The organism is Pseudomonas lactucae, assembly GCF_036688725.1.
Lineage (GTDB): Bacteria > Pseudomonadota > Gammaproteobacteria > Pseudomonadales > Pseudomonadaceae > Aquipseudomonas > Aquipseudomonas lactucae.
Map to the genome: position 1 here is coordinate 62831 of NZ_JAQQPT010000005.1, position 21357 is coordinate 84187.

The 21357-nt window shown below is 59.4% G+C and carries 20 protein-coding genes and 1 pseudogene; 9 read left to right on the top strand and 12 right to left on the bottom strand.

What is annotated here, in order from left to right; translation table 11 throughout:
* Together V6M90_RS06805 and V6M90_RS06810 are read right to left on the bottom strand one after the other, a co-directional pair.
* Positions 1-1266, bottom strand: a complete 1266-nt coding sequence (locus V6M90_RS06805; protein WP_042944206.1) for a CynX/NimT family MFS transporter — start codon at positions 1264-1266, stop codon at positions 1-3.
* The gene (locus tag V6M90_RS06810) at positions 1256-1915 is read right to left on the bottom strand and encodes a FadR/GntR family transcriptional regulator (protein WP_003171946.1); all 660 of its coding nucleotides are present in this window, start codon (positions 1913-1915) and stop codon (positions 1256-1258) included. The genes V6M90_RS06805 and V6M90_RS06810 overlap by 11 nt, the downstream gene beginning before the upstream one ends.
* Before the next feature lie 159 nt (positions 1916-2074).
* Between V6M90_RS06810 and V6M90_RS06815 the strand changes: the two are divergent.
* Both V6M90_RS06815 and V6M90_RS06820 read left to right on the top strand, forming a co-directional pair.
* Positions 2075-2384: pseudogene (locus V6M90_RS06815) on the top strand (type II toxin-antitoxin system MqsR family toxin).
* A complete protein-coding gene (locus tag V6M90_RS06820) occupies positions 2381-2863 on the top strand; it encodes a type II toxin-antitoxin system MqsA family antitoxin (protein ID WP_042944203.1) in 483 nt (160 codons plus the stop codon). Before V6M90_RS06815 ends, V6M90_RS06820 begins: the two are co-directional and overlap by 4 nt.
* 58 nt (positions 2864-2921) lie before the next feature.
* On the opposite strand, the gene V6M90_RS06825 is transcribed toward V6M90_RS06820, so the two are convergent.
* From V6M90_RS06825 to V6M90_RS06840, 4 genes are all read right to left on the bottom strand, one after another.
* On the bottom strand, positions 2922-3686 hold the full coding sequence (locus V6M90_RS06825; protein WP_003171943.1) for an amino acid ABC transporter ATP-binding protein: 765 nt from the start codon (positions 3684-3686) through the stop codon (positions 2922-2924).
* Positions 3687-3697: 11 nt separating this feature from the next.
* On the bottom strand, positions 3698-4795 hold the full coding sequence (locus V6M90_RS06830) for an amino acid ABC transporter permease (RefSeq protein WP_003171941.1): 1098 nt from the start codon (positions 4793-4795) through the stop codon (positions 3698-3700).
* A 10-nt stretch (positions 4796-4805) separates the two neighbouring features.
* On the bottom strand, positions 4806-5987 hold the full coding sequence (locus V6M90_RS06835; RefSeq protein ID WP_003171940.1) for an amino acid ABC transporter permease: 1182 nt from the start codon (positions 5985-5987) through the stop codon (positions 4806-4808).
* 72 nt (positions 5988-6059) lie between these two features.
* A complete protein-coding gene (locus V6M90_RS06840) occupies positions 6060-7091 on the bottom strand; it encodes an amino acid ABC transporter substrate-binding protein (RefSeq protein WP_034096005.1) in 1032 nt (343 codons plus the stop codon).
* 347 nt (positions 7092-7438) lie between these two features.
* Between V6M90_RS06840 and V6M90_RS06845 the strand changes: the two genes are divergently transcribed.
* Together V6M90_RS06845 and rhlB are read left to right on the top strand one after the other, a co-directional pair.
* Entirely contained in the window at positions 7439-8095 is a 657-nt protein-coding gene (locus V6M90_RS06845) for an alpha/beta hydrolase (protein WP_003171938.1), read from the top strand.
* Between the two features lie 95 nt (positions 8096-8190).
* Positions 8191-9657: an ATP-dependent RNA helicase RhlB gene (rhlB, locus tag V6M90_RS06850; protein WP_176156604.1), complete on the top strand. Its 1467-nt coding sequence runs from the start codon at positions 8191-8193 to the stop codon at positions 9655-9657.
* Positions 9658-9693: 36 nt separating this feature from the next.
* Here rhlB and moaE read toward each other — a convergent pair whose 3' ends face one another.
* From moaE to moaC, 3 genes are read right to left on the bottom strand one after another with little or no spacing between them, the layout of a single operon-like run.
* The gene (moaE, locus tag V6M90_RS06855) at positions 9694-10143 is read right to left on the bottom strand and encodes a molybdopterin synthase catalytic subunit MoaE (RefSeq protein WP_305428539.1); all 450 of its coding nucleotides are present in this window, start codon (positions 10141-10143) and stop codon (positions 9694-9696) included.
* Between the two features lie 2 nt (positions 10144-10145).
* Positions 10146-10388 (bottom strand): MoaD/ThiS family protein, encoded by a 243-nt coding sequence (locus tag V6M90_RS06860; protein ID WP_003171935.1) that lies wholly within the window; start codon positions 10386-10388, stop codon positions 10146-10148.
* Positions 10385-10858 (bottom strand): cyclic pyranopterin monophosphate synthase MoaC, encoded by a 474-nt coding sequence (gene moaC / locus V6M90_RS06865; protein ID WP_305428537.1) that lies wholly within the window; start codon positions 10856-10858, stop codon positions 10385-10387. Before moaC ends, V6M90_RS06860 begins: the two co-directional genes overlap by 4 nt.
* Before the next feature lie 183 nt (positions 10859-11041).
* On the opposite strand from moaC, the gene V6M90_RS06870 reads away from it, so the two are divergent.
* Positions 11042-11488 (top strand): DMT family transporter, encoded by a 447-nt coding sequence (locus tag V6M90_RS06870; RefSeq protein WP_003171932.1) that lies wholly within the window; start codon positions 11042-11044, stop codon positions 11486-11488.
* Between the two features lie 80 nt (positions 11489-11568).
* Here V6M90_RS06870 and V6M90_RS06875 read toward each other — a convergent pair whose 3' ends face one another.
* The 3 genes from V6M90_RS06875 to V6M90_RS06885 all read right to left on the bottom strand — a co-directional run bounded on the left by V6M90_RS06875 (position 11569) and on the right by V6M90_RS06885 (position 15544).
* On the bottom strand, positions 11569-12495 hold the full coding sequence (locus V6M90_RS06875) for a LysR family transcriptional regulator (RefSeq protein ID WP_078823327.1): 927 nt from the start codon (positions 12493-12495) through the stop codon (positions 11569-11571).
* Positions 12496-12684: 189 nt separating this feature from the next.
* Positions 12685-14079: a PhoH family protein gene (locus V6M90_RS06880; RefSeq protein ID WP_003171930.1), complete on the bottom strand. Its 1395-nt coding sequence runs from the start codon at positions 14077-14079 to the stop codon at positions 12685-12687.
* Positions 14080-14419: 340 nt separating this feature from the next.
* A complete protein-coding gene (locus V6M90_RS06885) occupies positions 14420-15544 on the bottom strand; it encodes a polysaccharide deacetylase family protein (RefSeq protein ID WP_078823322.1) in 1125 nt (374 codons plus the stop codon).
* 120 nt (positions 15545-15664) lie between these two features.
* Here V6M90_RS06885 and yaaA point away from each other — a divergent pair, with 120 nt between their 5' ends.
* From yaaA to V6M90_RS06905, 4 genes are all read left to right on the top strand, one after another.
* On the top strand, positions 15665-16444 hold the full coding sequence (gene yaaA / locus V6M90_RS06890) for a peroxide stress protein YaaA (protein WP_332846236.1): 780 nt from the start codon (positions 15665-15667) through the stop codon (positions 16442-16444).
* Between the two features lie 826 nt (positions 16445-17270).
* Complete coding sequence (locus tag V6M90_RS06895) at positions 17271-18587, top strand: nucleotide sugar dehydrogenase (RefSeq protein ID WP_305428535.1); 1317 nt, start codon at positions 17271-17273, stop codon at positions 18585-18587.
* An 83-nt stretch (positions 18588-18670) separates the two neighbouring features.
* Complete coding sequence (alg8, locus tag V6M90_RS06900) at positions 18671-20152, top strand: mannuronan synthase (protein ID WP_181408617.1); 1482 nt, start codon at positions 18671-18673, stop codon at positions 20150-20152.
* A 37-nt stretch (positions 20153-20189) separates the two neighbouring features.
* Complete coding sequence (locus V6M90_RS06905) at positions 20190-21356, top strand: alginate biosynthesis protein Alg44 (protein ID WP_141064050.1); 1167 nt, start codon at positions 20190-20192, stop codon at positions 21354-21356.
* Position 21357: the final 1 nt, after the last annotated feature.

Here is a 21357-nt window from a genome sequence, read left to right on the forward strand (position 1 = left end):
CTAGACCTTCTCGCTGGTCACGCCCACGTACAACGCACGTCCGGCACCGCAACCGGCGACAATCGCACCCAGCCCGATCACGCCGAAGACCCAGCCGGTAGCGCCCCAGCCGCCGGTCCAGTCATGCAGCACACCGACCGCCAGCGGCCCCATGGAGGCCAGGGTGTAACCGAAGCCCTGGGCCATGCTCGACAGGTTGGCCGCAACATGCGCGTCGCGCGAGCGCAACACGATCAAGGTCAGTGCCAGGCTGAACGTACCGCCCTGGCCCAGCCCCAGCAGGATCGCCCAACCCCACAAGCCGTCCAGCGGCGCATACAGGCAACCGAACAGGCCGCCCAGCGTCAGCAGCATCACCACTACAATGGCCAGGCGCTGGTCTTTACCGCGCGTGGCCAACCAGGGCGCAGACAGGGAGCTGAACAACTGCACGATGATCGAGCCGGACAGCGCCAACCCCGCTTCGGTGGCACTCAGGCCGCGACCGATCAGGATCGACGGCAGCCAACCGAACACGATGTAGGACAGGGAGGATTGCAGGCCCATGTACACGGTCACCTGCCATGCCAGCGGATCGCGCAATAACCCCTTCACACGATAGGCGACGCGGTGCGCCCCATGCCTGTGCCCTACCTGCGGCAGCCAGAACAACGCGGCCAGCAGCGCCGGCACCGTCCAGAACCCCAGGGCCAGCGCCCAACTGCCAGCGAAATAATCACTGAGCGGCACCGAAGCCCCGGCCGCCAGCGCCGCGCCCAGGCACAGGGCCATGGTGTAGACACCGGTCATGGCACCGGCCTGTCGGGCGAAATCACGCTTGACGATGCCCGGTAGCAACACGCCGATAATGCCGATGCTCGCGCCGGCGATCAGACTGCCGGCGAACAGCCCCACTTCGCCGAACGCACTGCGCAGGATGATGCCGGTGGCCAGCGTGAGCAGGATGCCGAGCACCACACGCTCGGCACCAAAGCGTCGCGCCAGCCTCGGTGCGGCGGGCGCAAACAGCCCCAGGCACAGCACCGGCAAGGTGGTCAGCAAACCGGCCCTGGCGGCCGACAAGCCCAGGCTGTCGGACACTTCACTGAGCAACGGCGACAGGCTCGACAACGCCGGACGCAGGTTCAGGGCCACCAGCACGAGGCCCAGCAACAACAACCACGGGCGAAGCACCGGCGGATGCGCCTGTTGCACGGCATCGTCGTCGGCTTCGGCATCGATCAACAGCTCATCGAGTTCTTGTACAGGTTTGGTTTCACGGTTCATGGATCAACTGTCGGCAGAGGGATTTGGCGCGTTCCGGGTCTTGTTGTTCCACCGCATCGAGCAACTCGATATGCAGGTCGAACACCGCCTGGCGACGCGGCGAAACCGTCAGGGTCTGGCGCAACTGGGCACCGACAACGGCGGAAAAATAGTGGTACAGCTCGCTCAACGCCGGGTTGTGCGCAGCGTCCACCAGGCGCTTGTGGAACACCAGGTCGGCGCTGATATACGCCTCCAGATCACCGTGATACAGCACGGCGCTGGCCTTGAGCGCCTGGCGCAACGCGACGAGGTCCGCATCGCTGCGACGCAACGCCGCGAGCCCGATGGCCTCCACTTCCAGGATCTGCCGCGTTTCCTGCGCCTGCGCCAGGGAGCAATGGGACAACGCCCGCATCGCGCCCAACGGGTCGGTCATCGAACGCAGGTAACTGCCATCGCCCTGGCGGACTTCGATCAGCCCGGAAAACGCCAACACGCGCATGGCCTCGCGCACGGTGTTACGGCTGATGCCCAACTCGGCGGACAGCTCGGGTTCGGTGGGCAAGCGCTCACCGACCGCCCACATACCTCGGGTGATGCGCAGACGCAGTTGCTCCAGAGCCTGATCGACCAGCGAGCGTTTGATCAAAGGGGCGATGTCTGTCATGGGTTTCGCGCTTTCGTCCAATCATAGGATGAATTTTCCTACAGGCTATTCGGAGACTCCTACAAAGGCAAGGCGCTAGGGTTTTTGGGCAGGCAAAGGAGCAGTATTTTCGATTGGTAAAATTACCCTTAGAGGGTAATTATTGGACTCAGGTGTCTTATGGAAAAGTACACACCTCATTACGATCTGGCTGTGATCAAGGCGGATGTCAGGCCTTGGGGAGAAGGCATTTACCTCAACCGCAAGGAACACCGGACGGAAACTCGGCCTTGATATCCACGAGATGCAAGACGTCATTTTTCAATTGCAAACGGGCATGTTGTACAAATCAATGACTACCTATGCAGACCATAGAATCTGGCAGGACGTGTATCACATCAGTTCACGCGGTATGGAGATTTACATAAAAGTTACTTATCGCTCAGGCGGTATCCCACCGGTGATCTCCTTCAAGGAGTGCGACTCATGAAAACTCAACAATGCTTTATCTGCGGATCGCTCGACGGAATGACTCGCTTCGAGGGGCGGAGCGAGACCCTCAGCGTCAAAGGTATGGAACGTCGCGTCGATGATCTTTCTGGCTGGGAATGCCACGCATGCAGCGACGGCATGTATGACCCAGATAGCTCAGAGCGCCATGCGAAAGCAGGTGATGAACTCATCCACGCAGCCAGGAGGATGATCGGCTCTGAGATGAAGCGCATCCGTCGCAAGCTGCACCTTACGCAAAAAGAAACCGTGCAACTGTTATCCGGAGGCGGTCACAACGCTTTTTCACGCTATGAGCGCGGTGAGCTTCTCCCTCCCAAACCATTGGTACTGTTAATGCGGCTGCTGGATAGATATCCGCATTTACTCGCCGACGCCAAGGTATTGGCCGAAGGAGCTGACATGCGTGGATTCACTCATACCGTAAACACCGAACCCGAGGCACTCAAGGCCTCTTGAGCAGGCAAAAATAAACCCGGCGCCAAGGCCGGGTTTATTTTCAAACATCATCCATCGATCAATGCAAAATCTGGCTCAAGAACAACTTGGTCCGATCATTCTGCGGATTGTCGAAGAAGTCATTCGGCGCCGCCTGCTCGACGATTTCGCCCTTGTCCATGAAGATCACGCGGTTGGCCACGGTGCGCGCGAAGCCCATTTCGTGGGTCACGCACAACATGGTCATGCCGTCTTCGGCCAGGCCGATCATGGTGTCGAGTACTTCCTTGACCATTTCCGGGTCCAGCGCCGAAGTCGGTTCGTCAAACAGCATGATTTTCGGCTTCATGCACAAGGCACGGGCAATCGCCACGCGTTGTTGCTGGCCGCCGGACAGTTGCCCCGGAAACTTGTGGGCCTGCTCCGGAATGCGCACACGCTCAAGATAATGCATGGCGATTTCCTCGGCCTTGCGCTTGGGCATCTTGCGCACCCACATCGGCGCCAGCGTGCAGTTCTGCAGGATGGTCAGGTGCGGGAACAGGTTGAAGTGCTGGAACACCATGCCGACTTCACGACGGATCGCTTCGATCTGCTTGAGGTCGTTGGTCAGCTCCACGCCATCGACCACGATGCGGCCCTGCTGGTGCTCTTCCAGGCGGTTGAGGCAGCGGATGGTGGTGGACTTGCCCGAACCCGACGGGCCGCACAGCACGATACGCTCGCCCTGCTTGACGTTGAGGTTGATGTCTTTCAACACGTGGAATTGGCCGTACCACTTGTTGACGCCCTGCATCTGGATAATGCCTTCAGGGCTCACAGGCTGTTTGATTGCTTCGCTCATAAAAAGAACTCCTAACGCTTGTGGCCTGTGTCGAGCTTGCGTTCCAGATGCATGGAATAGCGCGACATACCAAAACAGAAAATCCAGAACACCAGGGCGGCGAACACGTAGCCTTCGGTGGCCATGCCCAGCCATTTAGGATCGGCGGCGGCTTGCTTGACGCTGTTGAGCAGGTCGAACAGGCCGATGATGATCACAAGGCTGGTGTCCTTGAACAGCGCAATGAAGGTGTTGACGATGCCCGGGATTACCAGCTTCAGGGCTTGCGGCAGAATCACCAGGCCCATGCTGCGCCAGTAGCCCAGGCCCATTGCCGCAGCCGCTTCGTACTGACCTTTGGGAATCGCCTGCAACCCGCCGCGCACCACTTCGGCCACGTAGGCCGACTGGAACAGGATCACGCCGATCAGCGCCCGCAGCAGCTTGTCGAAGTTCATGCCTTCAGGCAGGAACAGCGGCAGCATCACCGAGGACATGAACAGCACCGTGATCAACGGCACGCCGCGCCAGAATTCGATGAAGGTCACACAGACCACACGAATCGCCGGCATGTTCGAACGTCGTCCCAATGCCAGCACGATGCCCAACGGCAAGGCGCCGGCGATGCCGACGGTGGCGATCACCAGGGTCAGCATCAGGCCGCCCCATTGGCTGGTCGCCACGTTGGCCAGGCCGAACACGCCACCGTGCAGCAGGAAGTAGGCAACGATCGGGTACAGCACCAGGAAGCTCAGGCCGTAGATCGCTTTGTGCGCAAAGCGCGAGATGAACAACGGCGCCACGCCGACAATCGCCAGCCACACGGTGAGGTCCACGCGCCAGCGCAGGTCGCCGGGGTAGTAGCCGTACATGAACTGCCCGAAGCGCTGTTGGATAAACACCCAGCAAGCGCCCTCTTTAGTGCAATCGGCGCGCGTCGTGCCCACCCAGTTGGCATCCAGGATGGCCCAATGCAGGATCGGCGGCACCACCAGGTACACCAGGTAGATCGACAGCAAGGTCAGCAGGGTATTGAGCCAACTGGAAAACAGGTTGGCGCGCATCCATGCCACCGGGCCGAAGACTTTGCTCGGCGGCGGCATATCCGGTTTGAAAGTATGAGAACTCATGTGCGTTTCCTCACCGCTCGATCAGCGCAATGCGCTTGTTGTACCAGTTCATCAGCAGGGAAATGCTGATGCTGATCGCCAGGTACACGCTCATGGTGATGGCAATGACTTCGATGGCCTGGCCGGTCTGGTTGAGCACCGTGCCGGCAAACAGCGAAACCATTTCCGGGTAACCGATACCGGCGGCCAACGACGAGTTTTTCGCCAGGTTCAGGTATTGGCTGGTCAGCGGCGGAATGATCACCCGCAGGGCTTGCGGAATGATGACCTTGCGCAGCGTCGGACCGTTGCGCAGGCCCAGGGAACGGGCCGCTTCGGTCTGGCCGTGGCTGACGGACTTGATGCCCGAACGCACGATTTCAGCGATGAACGCAGCGGTGTATACCGTCAGGGCCAGGGTCAGTGCCAGCAGTTCAGGGATAAGCACCCAGCCGCCGACAAAGTTGAAGCCTTGCAGTTTGGGCATTTCCCAGTGCAGCGGCACGCCGAAGATCAACGCGCACAGTGCCGGGATCACGATGAACAGCGCCAGGCCCGCCCAGAATTTATGGAACGGAACGCCGGTGGCTTCAAAGCGTTTGTTGGCCCAACGTGTCATCAGCACGATCGCCACAATGGCAACCACGATGCTTGCCACGAACGGCCAGAACCCATCAGCGGCCATCGCCGCCGGCATGTTCAGGCCACGGCTGCTGACAAAGAAGGTATCGCCGAAGTTATGGCTGTTGCGCGGCCCCGGCATGGTCAGGAACACCGCGAAATACCAGAACAGGATCTGCAGCAGCGGCGGAATGTTGCGGAACACTTCCACATACACCGTCGCCAGCTTGTTGATCATCCAGTTCGGCGACAGCCGCGCCACGCCGACGATAAAGCCGAGCAGCGTTGCCAGGATCACGCCGATAAAGGTCACCAGCAAGGTATTGAGCAGGCCGATCACGAAGACGCGGGCGTAGCTGTCCGATTCGGTGTAGTCGATCAAGTGCTGCGCGATGCCGAAGCCGGCACTGCGCTCGAGAAAGTCGAAACCCGAGGTGATGCCCCGGTGTTGAAGGTTGGTCTGGGTATTGTTGAAGAGGTACCAGCCCAGCGAGACCACCGCCACAATCGTGATGATCTGGAAGAGCCACGCACGCACTTTGGGATCGCTGAAGCTGAGCTTCTGCTTTGGTGCGCCGATTTGATTTTGCATGAAGTGCCCCGGAAAGAATGGAACAGAACATCACCCGGCGGTTGGCCCACCGGGTGACAGAACCATCAGCGATCAGCGCACAGGCGGTGCGTATTGAATGCCGCCGTTGTTCCACAGCGCGTTCAGGCCACGGTCGATTTCCAGCGGAGTGCTCTTGCCGAGGTTGCGCTCGAACACTTCGCCGTAGTTACCCACTTGCTTGACGATCTGTACGACCCAGTCTTTCTTCACTTTCAGGTCTTTGCCGTATTCGCCGTCGGCACCGAGCAGACGCGCGACGTCCGGGTTCTTGGTGGACTTGGCTTCAGCTTCAACGTTTTTCGAGGTGATACCCGCTTCTTCAGCGTTGAGCATGGCGTAGCCTACCCAGCGCACGATAGCCAGCCACTCGTCGTCGCCATTACGCACGACCGGGCCCAGGGGCTCCTTGGAAATGGTTTCCGGCAGTACCACGTAGTCCTTCGGCGAAGCCAGCTTGCTGCGCTGGGCGAACAGCTGGGACTTGTCGGAGGTCAGCACGTCGCAACGACCGGATTCCAGCGACTTGGCGCTTTCGTCGGAGGTGTCGAAGGTGATCGGGGTGTATTTCAGACCGTTGCCACGGAAGTAGTCGGAAACGTTCAGCTCGGTGGTGGTACCGGCCTGGATGCAGATAGTAGCGCCGTCCAGTTCCTTGGCACTTTTCACGCCCAGCTTGTTGTTAACCAGGAAACCGATGCCGTCGTAGTAGGTAATGAAGCCCGGGAATTTCAGGCCCATGCCGGCGTCGCGGGAGCTGGTCATGGTGGTGTTACGGGACAGGATGTCGACTTCGCCCGACTGAAGCGCGGTGAAACGCTCCTTGGCGTTCAACTGGCTGAACTTGACCTTGGTCGCGTCGCCGAACACGGCAGCGGCGACAGCGCGGCATACGTCAGCGTCGATCCCCAGGATCTTGCCGCTGGCATCCGGTACCGAGAAACCCGGCAGGCCGTCACTCACGCCACATTGCACAAAGCCTTTCTTCTGCACGGCGTCCAGGGTGGCGCCGGCTTGGGCGAAACCACTGACACCCAGTACAGCAGCCGCGCAAACGATGGCCAGGGTGGATTTCAATACCTTCATTCAAACCTCCAGTTTTGCTCTTGTTGTGTCGGAGCTCGAACCTCAGCGCACCCTTATGAGGCGATATTGACCCGTGTTGGCTTTTTTTAGGGTCAAGCGGCATGAGGCTGTCGCAATAATTCCAGCGGCTATCCCACAAACGACAGTCACTGATAGTGTTACCGTCTGTGGATAGTTCTGACATCGACCAACACATAGCAAGGCCCGTACCAGAGTGGCGGCCGAGTCGATTCAGCCTAAGGTCAAGAGGAAAAGATTCAACCTTGCGACATTCTCGTAACAGATCAACACCGCACGCACCGTTCCGTCGCACTTAATCGGAGCGCACGCACACTTATGGAGCAGACATGACCGAACCCTTGATTCTTCAGCCCGCCAAGCCCGCAGACGCCTGCGTCATCTGGCTGCATGGCCTGGGTGCCGATCGCTACGATTTCCTGCCGGTGGCCGAGGCCCTGCAGGAAACCCTGCTGAGCACCCGCTTCGTTTTGCCCCAGGCACCGACCCGTCCGGTAACCATCAATGGCGGTTACGAGATGCCGAGTTGGTACGACATCAAGGCCATGAGCCCGGCACGTTCGATCAGCCTGGAAGAGCTGGAAGTGTCGGCCAAGACCCTTACGGATTTGATCGAGACCCAGAAGAGAACCGGAATAGACGCTTCGCGAATTTTTCTCGCGGGGTTTTCCCAGGGCGGCGCCGTGGTCTTCCACACTGCGTTTATGAATTGGGAAGGTCCATTGGGTGGCGTCATTGCCCTCTCCACCTACGCGCCCACCTTCGATAATGAGCTGGACTTATCGGCCAGCCAGCAGCGCATTCCAACGCTGTGCCTGCACGGCCAGTACGACGATGTGGTGCAGAACGCCATGGGCCGCACGGCCTACGAGCATTTGAAGAGCCGTGGTGTCACCGTGACATGGCAGGAATACCCAATGGGCCACGAAGTGTTACCCGAGGAGATACGCGATATCGGCACCTGGTTGGCCGAGCGCCTGCGCTGAAACCCGCGTTTATGTAGCTGTATGACAGACGCACTACGCCGCGCCCGATTCTTGCATTACACTGGCCGGCGTACATTCCTTAACCAATTAATGAGATCACCGTGCTCAAAGCACTCAAGAAGATGTTCGGCAAACACGAAGCTGAGCCGCTCGCGCCTGATTCCAGTGCTCCCACTCCCGCGTCCGGCAACCGCACTGACGGTCAACAGCCAGGCCGGACCGCAGCTGTCGCCCAGCCGACGACACTGCCAGTGACGTCACCCGAGCCGGCGACACCTGCCGAGGTTCAAGCCGCACCCGCGCCCAAGCCGCGCCGCGAACGAGCACCGAAACCCGTCGTTATCCCGTGGAAACTCGAAGACTTCGTCGTCGAGCCCCAGGAAGGCAAGACCCGCTTCCATGATTTCAAGCTGGCCCCGGAACTGATGCACGCCATTCAGGACCTGGGGTTCCCTTACTGCACGCCGATCCAGGCGCAGGTGCTGGGTTTCACCCTGGCCGGCAAAGACGCCATCGGCCGCGCCCAGACCGGCACGGGCAAGACCGCCGCGTTCCTGATCTCGATCATCACCCAGCTGTTGCAGACGCCGCCACCCAAAGAACGCTACATGGGTGAACCGCGCGCGCTGATTATCGCCCCGACCCGGGAGCTGGTGGTGCAGATCGCCAAGGACGCCGCCGACCTGACCAAGTACACCGGCCTCAACGTGATGACGTTCGTCGGTGGCATGGATTTCGACAAGCAGCTCAAGCACCTCGAAGCCCGTCACTGCGACATCCTGGTGGCGACCCCGGGCCGCCTGCTGGACTTCAACCAACGCGGCGACGTGCATCTGGACATGGTCGAAGTGATGGTACTGGACGAAGCCGACCGCATGCTCGACATGGGTTTTATCCCACAGGTACGCCAGATCATTCGCCAGACTCCGCCGAAGGCCGAGCGCCAGACCCTGCTGTTCTCCGCAACCTTCACCGAAGACGTGATGAACCTCGCCAAGCAGTGGACCACCGACCCGTCCATCGTCGAGATCGAAGCGCTGAACGTCGCCAGTGAAAACGTCGAACAGCACATCTATGCGGTGGCCGGCGCGGACAAGTACAAGCTGCTTTACAACCTGATCAACGACAACGGCTGGGAACGCGTGATGGTGTTCGCCAACCGCAAGGACGAAGTGCGCCGCATCGAAGAGCGCCTGGTGCGCGATGGCGTCAATGCCGCGCAATTGTCGGGCGATGTGCCGCAGCACAAGCGCATCAAGACCCTGGAAGGCTTTCGCGAAGGCAAGATTCGCGTGCTGGTGGCCACCGACGTGGCCGGGCGCGGGATTCACATCGACGGCATCAGCCACGTGATCAACTTCACCCTGCCGGAAGTACCGGACGACTACGTGCACCGCATTGGCCGTACCGGTCGTGCGGGCGCCGCGGGTGTATCGATCAGCTTTGCCGGGGAAGATGACTCGTACCAGTTGCCCTCGATCGAGACGCTGCTGGGGCGCAAGATCAGCTGCGAAACGCCGCCGACGCATCTGTTGCGGGCCGTAGAACGCAAACGCCCTTAAGGCCTGGAATGCGGTAAAAATGTGGGAGGGGCGGTGCTATTTCCAGCGATCAGCAGCAGCGTGGTCGCTGTCGCGCCCCTCAACCCAACGCGGCCCCTCGCTGGTATTTTCCTTCTTCCAGAACGGCGCCCGCGTCTTCAAATAGTCCATCACAAACGCACAGGCATCGAACGCCGCCTGACGATGGGCGCTGGCAGCCGCGACAAACACGATCGGTTCGCCCGGCTCCAGCGCGCCGACGCGGTGCAGCACCTCCAGCTTGAGCAACGGCCAGCGCTGCTCGGCTTCCACGGCGATCTTGGCCAGGGCCTTTTCGGTCATGCCGGGGTAGTGTTCAAGGAACATCCCTGACACATCGCGACCGTCATTGAAGTCGCGCACATAGCCGACAAAACTCACCACCGCGCCCACGCCCACATTGGCCGCGTGCATCGCGTTGACTTCGGCGCCGGGGTCAAACGCCTCGACCTGCACACGGATGGCCATGCTCAGCCTCCTGTAACAGGCGGGAAAAAGGCGACGTCATCACCCGGCTGCACCGGTTCATCGAGGGCACACAATTGCTCATTGCGCGCGCACATCAGGCTCTTCTCCTTGAGGACTGCAAATTCCGAATCAGCGGCCAATGCCAGGCGCACCGCGTCGACAGTTGCGAAGTCGCCTTCCATTTCCAGCGAATCAAAGCCCACCGCTTCGGCGTAGCGCGCAAAAAACAGTACGTTGATACTCATTGCTCCTGCACCTTGAAATGCCCACTTTTACCGCCGAGTTTCTCCAGCAGGCGGATGGTTTCGATGGTCATGCCGCGATCCACCGCCTTGCACATGTCGTAGATGGTCAGCGCCGCGACACTGGCAGCGGTCAATGCTTCCATCTCCACACCGGTCTGCCCGGAGAGCTTGCAGCGCGCGACGATATGCACAGAGTCTGCGCCCTCGGCACTGAGTTCGACCTTGACGCCCGTCAACATCAGCGGATGACACAAGGGGATCAGGTCACTGGTTTTTTTCGCGGCCTGGATCCCGGCAATGCGAGCCACGGCAAACACGTCACCCTTGGGGTGGGCGCCGTCGACAATCATTTGCAGGGTTTCGGGCAACATGCGCACCCGCGCTTCGGCCACCGCCTCACGGAACGTCACGGACTTGTCGGTGACGTCGACCATATGGGCGCGGCCTTGGGAATCGAGATGAGTCAGCACAGCGATACTCCTGATCTTGAGCCGCGATTGTAAACCCGCCACTCAAGATCGCGCACGCTTGATTGCTTGATCACTAATAGCTAATTGCCCGATCAGTGTGGCGAATACGCGCCATCAGAACAAAGAATTGGCGCCGTCAAACCAACCACCGTAAAACTTTAAAAAAATCGGAACGTAGACGTCATGACCTTACTGCCTTTCATCCTGCTCAGTTTATTCGCCGGCTTCGCCGTTCCCCTGCAAGCCGGGACTAACGCCAAACTGGGTAATCTGCTGGGCCACCCTTTGTGGGCGACCGCAGTTTCATTATTGGTCAGCCTGGCGGTTCTTATTCTCATCATTATTGTGACGAAAGCCCCGCGTCCCAATCTTGCAGCCATCCAAGAGGGCCCCTGGTGGATCTGGATGGGCGGAGTCGCCGGCGTATTTTATATTACCGTCGCCTTGTTAATGGCGCCCCGACTGGGTGCGCTCAACTTCATCATGGCGGTACTGGTAGGACAATTGGTTGTATCAATAGCCATTGACTATTTCGGCCTGATGGGCTTCCCAAAACAATCTCTGAATATAAACAAAGTGGTCGGCGCTGTCGTCGTTATAGGCGGTTTTCTAATTACCACGCGCACGTGAACGTCAACTAGTCAGTCATTAACTTAGAGGTGAGCTCATGACGAGCCAATGGGCGGTCAGAACTTGCACCTGCGACCGGATCAGTCGACCTGCACGGTATGAGCCACCACTTGCTTGACCTGTTCGCGCAACCAGGCATGTGCCGGATCGTCACAGAAACGCTGGTGCCAGATCTGCACAAACGGAAAGCGCGGAATGTTGAACGGTGGCGACAGTTGCACCAGGTCCGGGTTAAGCAAGGTGTCTTCCAGGGTACGTGTCGCCACGGTGAGAATCAGGTCGGTGTGGTGCAGCAGGCTCGGCGCCGTGCGCCAGTGCGGCACACTGACGGCGATCCGTCGGCGCATGCCTTCGGCACGCAGCAGGCTGTCGACCTCGCCATTGGCGCCACCGTCCATGGACACCTGGATATGGGGGCGCTCCAGGTAGCTCTCCAAGTCCAGCACACCGTCCTTGGGCAGCGTGCGCCGGTCCAGCAGACAGGAAAAACTCTCCTCGAACAACACCTCCATCGACACGTCGGTCGTCAGGCTGGGAAACACTCCCAGGGCCAGGTCGATCTTGCCCTGTGCCACTTGTTCGAACATCGCATGCCGACTGCCCTGGGTGACCACCAGGGTCGTGTTCGGCGCCTCGCTGCGCAGTCGCACCAGCAACTTGGGCAAGATAATCGCCGCGCCATAATCCGACATCGCCAGCTGGAACGTACGCTGGGAGCTGGCGGCGTCAAATTCTATGGACTTGCCAAACAGCGTCTCGATCCCGCTGAGAATCTCCCGCAGCGGCGTCTGAATATTCTGGGCCAGAGCACTGAGCACAACCTCGTTGCCCTCGCGAATCAGGATCGGATCATCGAGCAGCACCCGCAACTTGCTCAGGGAGTGGCTGATAGCCGGCTGGCTCAAATGCAGGCGCGCGCCGGTACGGGTAACGTGCTTTTCGGTGAGCAGCGCATCAAGCACCACCAACAGATTCAAATCGATATTGCGTAGTAGAACCGTGACCATGCTGTGAATTCCATCTCAGGGAGCAACTCTTCAACAAGGAGCAAGCCATGCCTCAACTCAAACGAATCATTGAGACCGCACTGTACGTGGACGCTCCCGATCGCGCCAAAGCGTTTTACGCCCAGCACCTAAATGGCCTGATAACACAACGGGCGACCCAGGGTCGCCCGTTTCAGTCTGTATTTAAGGTCAGAGATGGGATTCGGCGTATTCAGCCAGAATCGAGCGAGGCACCCCTTGCAGCGCAATATGCACGCCGTTCGGGAAATCCTTGAAGCGTTCCGTCAGGTAGGTCAGCCCGGAGCTGGTCGCGGACAGGTAAGGCGTGTCGATCTGCGCCAGGTTGCCCAGGCACACCACTTTGGAACCGGCGCCGGCACGGGTGATGATGGTTTTCATCTGGTGCGGCGTGAGGTTCTGGCATTCATCGATCAGTATCAGGCTCTGCTGGAAGCTGCGACCTCGGATGTAGTTGAGGGATTTGAACTGCAATGGCACTTTGCTGAGGATGTAGTCGACGCTGCCATGGGTGTTTTCGTCATCCATGTGCAAGGCTTCGAGGTTGTCGGTGATCGCCCCCAGCCACGGCTCCATTTTTTCCGCTTCGGTGCCGGGCAGGAAACCGATTTCCTGGTCCAGGCCCTGTACGCTGCGGGTGGCGATGATGCGGCGATAGCGCTTGGTCACCATGGTCTGTTCGATGGCGGCCGCCAGGGCGAGGATGGTTTTACCCGAGCCTGCGGCGCCGGTCAGGTTGACCAGGTGAATGTCCGGATCGAGCAGCGCATACAGCGCCAGGCTCTGGTAGACATCACGCGGTTTCAGGCCCCAGGCTTCCTGGTGCAACAGGGGTTCCTGATGCAGGTCGAGGATCAGCAGCTTGTCGACCTGGATTTCTTTGATCCAGCCCACGAAGCCCTGTTCGTCGATGATGAACTCATTGATATGCACGGCCGGTAGGTTGTCGATCAACTGTACCTGGTGCCAGGTGCGGCCATGGTCCTGACGGGTTTCGACCTTGCTGACGAGGTCCCAGAACGAGCCTGTCACCGTGTGATACCCACGCGACAGCATCGACACGTCGTCGACCAGTTGGTCGGTACTGTAGTCCTCGGCAGCGATCCCACACGCTCGTGCCTTGAGGCGCATATTGATGTCTTTGGTCACCAGCACCAGGCGCAGGTCCTTGTCGCGTGCGTGCAGGTCGATCAATTGGTTGATGATTTTGTTGTCGTTGAGGTTTTCCGGGAGCAGGCTGTTGGGCTCGCCGCGCTTGCTCATCAGAATCGACAGCAAGCCTTTGGGTCCGCTTTTACCGCGCTGGATCGGCACGCCGACCTCAACATCTTCAGGCGACGCTTCACCCAGGGTCTTGTCGATCAGGCGAATGGCCTGGCGGCATTCGGCGGCGACGCTGTGGTGCCCGCTTTTGAGTTTGTCGAGCTCCTCAAGCACGATCATCGGGATGGCGACGTGGTGTTCTTCAAAGTTCAGCAGTGCGTTTGGATCGTGGATCAGTACATTGGTATCAAGCACATAAAGGATTGGCTGGTCGGAAGAAGGGTTACGTCCATGATCATCCATACTCGGTCACCTTTGTGGGAGCCATTCGACGCAATACCTGGGCGGTGCTGCGCCTCGATTCGACCACCGACTGCACCTTGAGTGACGTCAAGCGCAGTGCCCACATGAGGAGTCTTGTAAGACGCCACCTGTGTTGCAGGTTTCGGCGGTCTGACTTCGTAATACCGCAAAACCCATGACAGGAAAAAGCACTTTGACGCTTTTTTGAAGTTTATTTTTCAGGATGACGAATAGCACTAGCCGAGTACCATGCACCCCGTTAAAGTCGGAAGTCGGCCTGTATCGAAATGTCGCAGAAAATTGCCCCGAAAACACCCCAACCCCAACAGGGCCGGGCACCTCAACGAAATGCCTCGCGGCAGTCCTGCCACCCCAGGCCACTCTGCGCCGTTGCCTGCAACAACAGCGGCAATGCCACCCGCGCCTTGTCCTGGGTGTCGTGAAACACAATCACCCCTTTGCGCCACAACAGCATCAGCGTCAGCACCCGTTGCGCCGACTCTTCGGCCTTGAGCTTGCCCGGCTCGTCCTGGGAATCGATGTCCCACAACGCTACCTGCACACCCTGCGACTGGAAGAATCCCTGGCTGTCCGCCCGGCGTTGACCATAAGGCGGGCGGAACAGCGGCACATAGTTTTCCGGCATCAGGTTCTGCACCAGCGCGGCGCTGCGGGTGATCGAACTTTGCCAGTCCACCCAATGGCTGTGTGAGCGGTATTGCCAGCCCTGGGTGCCGACGCACTGACCCTGGTACAACGCCTCCACCTCGGCGGCGGAACTGCGCTCCACGCGGGCTTGCAGGCTGCTGCCGAGGGCGAAGAACGTGGCGCTCAGCTTTTGTTTGCGCAAATAGTCGACAAGCCAGTCGGTATTGCCGCTCACCGGCGCCGGGCCGCCGTCAAAAGTCAGCAGGAACAGACGGTCGTTGAATTCATCACCATTGCGCTCATGGTCGCCAAAGCGCGCGACTTCGCTGCTGATCTGCGGGAACAGCGCGGCCTTGCGCAGCAGTTCGTCCAGGTAGCGCGCATGGAAAGCGTGGCTGGGAGCGGCCCAGCCTATATAGAAGGAATCTGCGCTGACCTCGAACTTGCCGGCCTCCTCGCGCAGGTCGTCCATGTTTTCCACCAGGTAGCAGAACGAGGCATCCTCCTCGCAGCTCTGTTGGGCGGCCGTGTAGTTCTCCAGCAGGCGCTGCCAGAGTTGGCGACGCAGGTCGTCGATGGCGGCCAGGTTGATGATCTTCAAGCCCAGGCGCTGCTTGAGCGCCGCCTCATCCAGGGCTTCACTGGCCAGCAGGCTGCGGGAGAACATCAGGATTTCCGCGCGCGAAGCCACATCGAACAGCGCCGGGCTGCTGAGTTTTTCGGGCCAGGTGTCGCGGTCCAGGCTGGCGATGTCCACCGGCGCCGCTTGGGCGGTGACACATAGCAAACAAGCCGACAATAAAAGCGCTAATCGCACACGGGGTCTTCCTTTCCATAGTTACCGGCCATCATAGCGGATCGTACCTATCGCCATCATAGGTGGAGTCAAAACGCCCCAGCCCCTAGAATCGCGCCCACGATTACAGGAGACGACTTCATGCTGATGGTGATTTCCCCCGCCAAGACCCTCGATTTCGAGTCAAAGCCGGTAACCCCGCGCTTCACCCAGCCGCAATACCTCGACCACTCCCAAGAGTTGATCGAACAGTTGCGCGCGCTGAGCCCGGCGCAAATCAGCGAGCTGATGCACGTGTCCGACAAGATCGGTGGCCTCAACGCCGCGCGTTTCGGCAGCTGGACCCCAGCCTTCACCCCTGAGAATGCCAAGCAGGCGCTGCTCGCCTTCAAGGGCGACGTGTACACCGGTCTCAACGCCGAAACCTTCGACGACGCCGATTTCAGCTACGCCCAGGACCACCTGCACATGCTCTCGGGCCTGTACGGCCTGCTGCGCCCTCTGGACCTGATGATGCCGTACCGCCTGGAAATGGGCACCAAACTGGCGAATGCGCGTGGCAAGGACTTGTACGCGTTCTGGGGCACCCGCATCAGCGAGTGGCTCAACGAAGCGCTGGCCGAGCAAGGCGATGACGTGCTGCTCAACCTCGCCTCCAACGAGTACTTCTCGGCGGTCAAGCGCACAGCCCTGAACGCGCGGATCATCAACACCGAGTTCAAGGACCTCAAGAACGGCCAGTACAAGATCATCAGTTTCTACGCCAAAAAAGCCCGCGGCATGATGAGCCGGTTCGTGATCCAAGAGCGCATCAACGATCCGGCCAAGCTCAAGCAGTTCGATGTGCAGGGCTATCGCTTCAATGCGGAGCAGTCCAAGCCGGATAACCTGGTGTTTTTGCGCGATCACGCACCGGAATAAGGCGAGACAGACACAGAAGATCAAATGTGGGAGGGAGCAAGCCCCTCCCACATTTTTGATTGCATTTCACATCACAAGCGTCATTAATTTGGCGTCAAAAAACATCATGAAGCAACTCTAACAATTCTTTCACTCGACATTCGTCGTTTTTTTTCGTAGTGGCACCACTTTTTTCAATCAGTAGTGGCACAAAACTATCCCATCGCGCCAACTACCTGTAACTACTGGCTCAAATAGCAAGTGCTATCAATATAGTACCAGTGCCATCTATTCCAATATTTCAAAAAATTTCGGCAAACAGGATGAGCGGCCAGGAACTTCACCCAAAACCACTGCTCATACCACCGGTAACGAAATTCTCTGTTCCTGTAAGAGATGACTTACATACCGACCCAAGGAAGTAGCAAAGTTGCCTCATCAACTTTGACTCACGGGTCATATCATCAATTGAGATGAGTTGAGGGCGGCGATAAGGATGATTTGCTATCCCCTATAGGCCAAGGCAGCGCTTACCCAAATGTGTCGGTGCCAACGCTTAAGAGATTGATATCCAAGGGCTAACCGCCTCTATCAAGGCTCTACGGCGCCGGCGTCAGATCCTTCCCCCCGGAAGACTGGCTGCATTTGAGGGCAAGCCCCAATAACAAGGCCACGTTGCGCACAACTTGAGTGCAATAGTTAGTCACTCACTATTAAACATGCCTGTACGCGGTAAGTCGGCGTCTATTCGCCCAACTTCCGTGGCATTAGTGACGCTTGCAAACATGAACTCCGGCCATCTATTGGCACAATTAACACCGTCTTCAATGACAACGAGGTAAATGCGATGCGCATCAGCATATTTGGTTTGGGTTACGTTGGCGCAGTCTGTGCCGGTTGCCTGTCTGCCCGTGGCCACGACGTGGTCGGCGTAGACATCTCCAAGGAAAAGATCGACCTGATCAATGCCGGCAAATCGCCGATCGTTGAACCGGGTCTGGGCGAACTGTTGAACCAAGGCATCGCAACCGGTCGACTGCGTGGCACGACCAACTTCGCCGAAGCCATCCGCGATACCGACCTGTCGATGATCTGCGTCGGCACGCCAAGCAAGAAAAACGGCGACCTGGAACTCAATTACATCGAAGCCGTGTGCCGCGAGATCGGTTTTGTCCTGCGTGACAAAGCCACCCGCCACACCGTGGTGGTACGCAGCACCGTACTGCCGGGCACCGTGGCCAACGTGGTGATCCCGATCCTCGAAGACTGCTCCGGCAAGAAAGCCGGCGTCGATTTCGGCGTCGCGGTCAACCCGGAATTCCTGCGTGAATCCACCGCCATCGCCGACTACGACCTGCCACCGATGACCGTTATCGGTGAATTCGACAAAGCGTCGGGCGATGTCTTGCAGTCGCTGTACGAAGAACTCGATGCGCCGATCATCCGCAAGGACATCGCCGTTGCCGAGATGATCAAGTACACCTGCAACGTATGGCACGCCACCAAAGTGACGTTCGCCAACGAGATCGGCAACATCGCCAAGGCCGTCGGCGTCGACGGGCGTGAAGTGATGGAGGTGGTCTGCCAGGACAAGACCCTCAACCTGTCCCAGTACTACATGCGCCCAGGCTTCGCGTTCGGCGGTTCGTGCCTGCCCAAGGACGTACGCGCCCTGACCTACCGCGCCAGTTCCCTGGACGTGGAAGCGCCGCTGCTCAACTCGCTGATGCGCAGCAATGAATCCCAGGTGCAGAACGCCTTCGACATCGTCTCCAGCCACGACAAACGCAAAGTCGCCCTGCTGGGCCTGAGCTTCAAGGCCGGCACCGACGACCTGCGCGAAAGCCCGTTGGTGGAACTGGCGGAAATGCTGATCGGCAAGGGCTTCGACCTGAGCATCTACGACAGCAACGTCGAGTACGCCCGTGTCCACGGTGCGAACAAGGACTACATCGAAGGCAAGATCCCGCACGTGTCGTCCCTGCTCAACTCGGACTTCGACGACGTGATCAACAACTCCGACGTGATCATCCTGGGCAACCGTGACGAGAAATTCCGCGCCCTGGCGCAGAACGCTCCGGACGGCAAGCAAGTGATCGACCTGGTGGGCTTCATGTCCAAGGCCACCAGCGCGAACGGCCGTACCGAAGGCATTTGCTGGTAACAGCAACGGCAAGTTTCGCGCTGCACGTGGCCTGATCCCCAGCACGTGCAGCGCGAAGCCTTCTTCACCTTCGGATGACGCTTATGTCCAAGTTAAAACACGTACTACTGCAATCCGCCGGCTGGCTGTTCTTCCTCAGCCTGCTGATGGGTCTCGCCCTGCTATTGCCGGCGAGTACGTTCGACTCCGAGTCGAAGAATTTTATTTTCCTGATTGGCGCCGTCGGTATCTGGCGCTACTCGATGGGTGCTACGCATTTCTTTCGCGGCATGCTGTTCCTGTATGTGGTGTACCCGCACCTGCGCCGCAAAGTGCGCAAGCTGGGCAAGGCGGCCGACCCGTCCCACGTGTTCCTGATGGTCACCAGTTTCCGCATCGATGCGCTGACCACCGCGCAGGTCTACAGCTCGGTGATCCGCGAAGCCATCGAATGCGGCTTCCCCACCACCGTGGTCTGCTCGCTGGTGGAAATGTCCGATGAGCTGCTGGTCAAGAGCCTCTGGGAAAAGATGAACCCGCCCGAACACGTCAAGCTCGACTTCGTGCGCATCGCCGGTACCGGCAAGCGCGACGGCCTGGCCTTCGGTTTCCGCGCCATCTCCCGCCACCTGCCGGATGACCGCGCCGTGGTAGCGGTGATCGATGGCGACACCGTGCTCGCCGAAGGCGTGGTACGCAAGACCGTGCCGTGGTTCCAACTGTTCGGCAACGTCGGTGGCCTGACCACCAACGAATTCTGCGAAGTGCGCGGCGGCTACATCATGAGCGAATGGCACAAGCTGCGCTTCGCCCAGCGCCACATCAACATGTGCTCCATGGCCCTGTCCAAGCGCGTGCTGACCATGACCGGTCGCATGTCGGTGTTCCGCGCCAGCGTGGTCACCGACCCGGGCTTTATCGCCGACGTGGAAAGCGACTCGCTGCAACACTGGCGCCTGGGCCGTTTCAAGTTCCTCACCGGTGACGACAAGTCCAGCTGGTTCAGCCTGATGCGCCTGGGCTACGACACGTTCTACGTGCCGGACGCCGCGATCAACACCGTGGAACACCCGCCGGAAAAGAGCTTTATCAAGGCCAGCCGCAAGCTGATGTTCCGCTGGTACGGCAACAACCTGCGCCAGAACTCCCGTGCACTGGGCCTGGGCGTAAGCCGCCTGGGTCTGTTCACCAGCGTGGTGCTGTTTGACCAGCGCGTGTCGATGTGGACCTCCCTGCTCGGCCTGACCGTGGCAATCATCGCCACCTTCAAGTACGGCGGCGCGTTCATCCTCGCGTACCTGCTGTGGATCGGTATCACCCGCCTGATCCTCACGCTGCTGCTGTCGTGCTCCGGGCACAAGATCGGCCCGGCCTACCCGCTGATTCTCTATTACAACCAGATCATGGGCGCACTAGTGAAGATCTACGTGTTCTTCCGCCTTGATCAACAGTCCTGGACCCGCCAGGACACCAAACTGACCCGCGATTTGGCCAGCTTTCAACGTTGGTTCAACACCTGGTCGTCTCGGACCATGACCTTCTCCGCCGGCAGCATCTTCGTTGCCGTGTTGCTGATGATGGTCTGACCCTGCCAAGCCTGAATTAACTAGGAACTAGAACATTATGAACAGCCAAGTAAACGCCAACGTTGTCCACGAATCCGAAGCCCAGCGCCAGCATGCCCGGGTCAAAATCCCGGCCAAGCTGCGCTTCTTCAACAGCGACCGCACGCCGACCGAAGCACGGGTGATCGACCTGTCCGCCGGCGGCCTGGCGTTCACCGCCACCCAGCCGCTCACCGTCGGCCAAGTACATAAGGGCCGCCTGCAGTTCGTGATCGATAACCTGGGCCTTGCCATGGACGTAGAGCTGCAGATCCGCTCCTACGACCGCCAGAGCGGCCGTACCGGGTGCCAGTTCCAGAACCTCGACGCCCAGGATATTTCCACCCTGCGCCACCTGATCACCTCGCACTTGTCCGGCGACATCGTGACCATGGGCGACGTGCTGGCGACCCTGCAACGCGACAACTTCACCAAGGCACGCAAGGTCAAGGACGGCGGCAGTGGCATGAGCTTCTTCGGCCGGCTGCGCGCCGTGACGTTCAGCCTGGCGATCTTCCTGGTCGGCCTGGCCGCGTTCGGGTTCGTGTTCAAATCCATCTACGGCATGTACTTCGTCAGCCACGCCCAGGCCGGCCTCGTCAGCGTACCCGGCATGAACGTAACCATGCCGCGCGACGGCACCGTGCAAAGCCTGCTCAAAGGTGACGCGGTTGCCGCCAAAGGCGCACCGTTGGCGACGTTCAGCACCAGCATGCTTGATGTGCTCAAGGGCCATCTGGACGAAGACCAACTGCAACCGGCCAAGGTTGAAGAGCTGTTCGGCAAGCAAATGACCGGCACTCTGACCTCGCCGTGCGATTGCGTGGTTGCCCAGCAACTGGTCGCCGACGGCCAGTACGCCAGCAAGGGCGATGTGATCTTCCAATTGGTGCCGCGCGGCAGCCAGGCCAACGTGGAAGCGCGCTTCACCTATCGCCAGTTCGGTGACGTACGCCCAGGCACGCCGGTGACCTTCCAGGTCGCCGACGAAGAACAAGTGCGCACCGGCACCATCGTCAGCAGCACCAGCCTGAACAGCGCCGACCTGTCCTCCGACATCCGCGTGCAGATCAAACCTGATGCACCGCTGGACAGCACCTACGCCGGCCGTCCGGTAGAAGTGACCAGCGACCGTGGCCCATCGCTGAACTGGCTGATCGATAAAGCCATGGCTCACGGTCTGTAAG

Excerpts from the sequence above, each read along its gene's own strand:
- V6M90_RS06805 (WP_042944206.1), bottom strand. The coding sequence starts at position 1,266 with ATGAACCGTGAAACCAAACCTGTACAAGAACTCGATGAGCTGTTGATC.
- V6M90_RS06810 (WP_003171946.1), bottom strand. The coding sequence starts at position 1,915 with ATGACAGACATCGCCCCTTTGATCAAACGCTCGCTGGTCGATCAGGCT.
- V6M90_RS06820 (WP_042944203.1), top strand. The coding sequence starts at position 2,381 with ATGAAAACTCAACAATGCTTTATCTGCGGATCGCTCGACGGAATGACT.
- V6M90_RS06825 (WP_003171943.1), bottom strand. The coding sequence starts at position 3,686 with ATGAGCGAAGCAATCAAACAGCCTGTGAGCCCTGAAGGCATTATCCAG.
- V6M90_RS06830 (WP_003171941.1), bottom strand. The coding sequence starts at position 4,795 with ATGAGTTCTCATACTTTCAAACCGGATATGCCGCCGCCGAGCAAAGTC.
- V6M90_RS06835 (WP_003171940.1), bottom strand. The coding sequence starts at position 5,987 with ATGCAAAATCAAATCGGCGCACCAAAGCAGAAGCTCAGCTTCAGCGAT.
- V6M90_RS06840 (WP_034096005.1), bottom strand. The coding sequence starts at position 7,091 with ATGAAGGTATTGAAATCCACCCTGGCCATCGTTTGCGCGGCTGCTGTA.
- V6M90_RS06845 (WP_003171938.1), top strand. The coding sequence starts at position 7,439 with ATGACCGAACCCTTGATTCTTCAGCCCGCCAAGCCCGCAGACGCCTGC.
- moaE (WP_305428539.1), bottom strand. The coding sequence starts at position 10,143 with ATGGCCATCCGTGTGCAGGTCGAGGCGTTTGACCCCGGCGCCGAAGTC.
- V6M90_RS06860 (WP_003171935.1), bottom strand. The coding sequence starts at position 10,388 with ATGAGTATCAACGTACTGTTTTTTGCGCGCTACGCCGAAGCGGTGGGC.
- V6M90_RS06870 (WP_003171932.1), top strand. The coding sequence starts at position 11,042 with ATGACCTTACTGCCTTTCATCCTGCTCAGTTTATTCGCCGGCTTCGCC.
- V6M90_RS06875 (WP_078823327.1), bottom strand. The coding sequence starts at position 12,495 with ATGGTCACGGTTCTACTACGCAATATCGATTTGAATCTGTTGGTGGTG.
- V6M90_RS06880 (WP_003171930.1), bottom strand. The coding sequence starts at position 14,079 with ATGGATGATCATGGACGTAACCCTTCTTCCGACCAGCCAATCCTTTAT.
- yaaA (WP_332846236.1), top strand. The coding sequence starts at position 15,665 with ATGCTGATGGTGATTTCCCCCGCCAAGACCCTCGATTTCGAGTCAAAG.
- V6M90_RS06895 (WP_305428535.1), top strand. The coding sequence starts at position 17,271 with ATGCGCATCAGCATATTTGGTTTGGGTTACGTTGGCGCAGTCTGTGCC.
- alg8 (WP_181408617.1), top strand. The coding sequence starts at position 18,671 with ATGTCCAAGTTAAAACACGTACTACTGCAATCCGCCGGCTGGCTGTTC.
- V6M90_RS06905 (WP_141064050.1), top strand. The coding sequence starts at position 20,190 with ATGAACAGCCAAGTAAACGCCAACGTTGTCCACGAATCCGAAGCCCAG.